Here is a 1,194-nt window from a genome sequence, read left to right as displayed (position 1 = left end):
TCATTGGCGTAAATATTCCCCACACCGACCACGACTTTGTTGTCCATGATAAACTGCTTTACCGCGACACGCTTACCTTGCGCTTTATCAGCAATGTACTCGCTATTAAACGCATCAGTTAGAGGCTCTGGTCCCATATGCTCAAGTACCGCATGGGACTCACCAGGAGCGCACCATAGCCAAGCTCCAAAGCGTCGAGGGTCGTTATAACGCAGCACTTTACCATTTGTAAGTTTGAGATCGACATGATCGTGCTTAGCCACAGGAAAATCAGCATCCAACACACGTAACGAGCCGGACATTCCAAGGTGCACAATGGCAGTCCCTGTATCCGTTTCTATGAGCAAATACTTTGCGCGGCGGTGAATAGCTCGAATCACTTGCCCTTCAAGCAATTTCAGCTCTTGCGGGATATCCCAGCGCAGTTTGGGTGTGCGAAGAACAAATGCCTTAATCGTTTGTCCAACCATAGGTGGACTAATAACCATCCGGCTTACTTCAACTTCTGGTAATTCAGGCATTTAATTCTCCTTAAAACACTCAAAGCCTTACTGAAAGGCAGTTAACATAATCGAAAAGTACAAGCGTAAACACTGCTTACCTACGAGGTTATTGACCACCTCTCACTTAGGCATGATGTAATTGCTCTCAACAGAAATCGCGATCCACTTGTTTTGCCAATTCTTGAACAACCAAAAATCATGAAGACGATAAAGAGTAATTCGCTGCGGTTCTTCGACGCCTTGATACCAGACTTCGATGGTTTCTGGTGTGCCTAACTTATCTTTAAGAGTGTCGTATTGCTGCGCAGATAACTCCGTACCTTCGAGCGCTTGCCAGCGAGCAATAAGTTCAGATAGAGGGAGAGGAACATCTGCATTCGCATGCCATCGCCCATCGCGAAACTCCAATTCAAGACTATTGGAATAAATAGCGCTAACCGAATGATCAGTTCGAAGTAAATGCGGATAAGGATCAACGTTCTCTGACAACAAGTACGTTTTGATCCACATCGGCGCATTTAAGATCACGATAAACGCGATAATGCCCAATATTAGAATATTGTTCCAACGGCGACGGCGAGTCGGACTAATACGCATAACGGTTCCTACTATCTTAGTTCTAGTGACAAACTAGCAAAGGTTACAGGAATTGACTAGAGCATCGGCATGTAAACATAGTGAAGGTAGATTT

2 protein-coding genes are annotated in these 1,194 nt (G+C 45.0%); both read right to left on the bottom strand.

Going from position 1 to position 1,194, the window contains the following annotated elements:
- Nucleotides 1-521: DNA-formamidopyrimidine glycosylase family protein (locus R8N46_RS24995; RefSeq protein WP_318189747.1), on the bottom strand; the 521-nt coding region annotated here is incomplete at its 3' end.
- A 102-nt stretch (nucleotides 522-623) separates the two neighbouring features.
- Nucleotides 624-1,100 carry a hypothetical protein gene (locus tag R8N46_RS24990; protein ID WP_021451729.1) on the bottom strand — a complete coding sequence of 159 codons (477 nt, stop codon included), beginning with the start codon at nucleotides 1,098-1,100 and terminating at the stop codon, nucleotides 624-626.
- Nucleotides 1,101-1,194: the final 94 nt, after the last annotated feature.

The sequence above is a fragment of the Vibrio sp. 1874 genome, from assembly GCF_033344395.1.
GTDB lineage: Bacteria > Pseudomonadota > Gammaproteobacteria > Enterobacterales > Vibrionaceae > Vibrio > Vibrio alginolyticus.
The sequence above is the reverse complement of the archived record's forward strand: the minus strand, read 5'-3'. Positions and strand labels throughout refer to the sequence as shown.

Excerpts from the sequence above, each read along its gene's own strand:
- R8N46_RS24990 (WP_021451729.1), bottom strand. The coding sequence starts at position 1,100 with ATGCGTATTAGTCCGACTCGCCGTCGCCGTTGGAACAATATTCTAATA.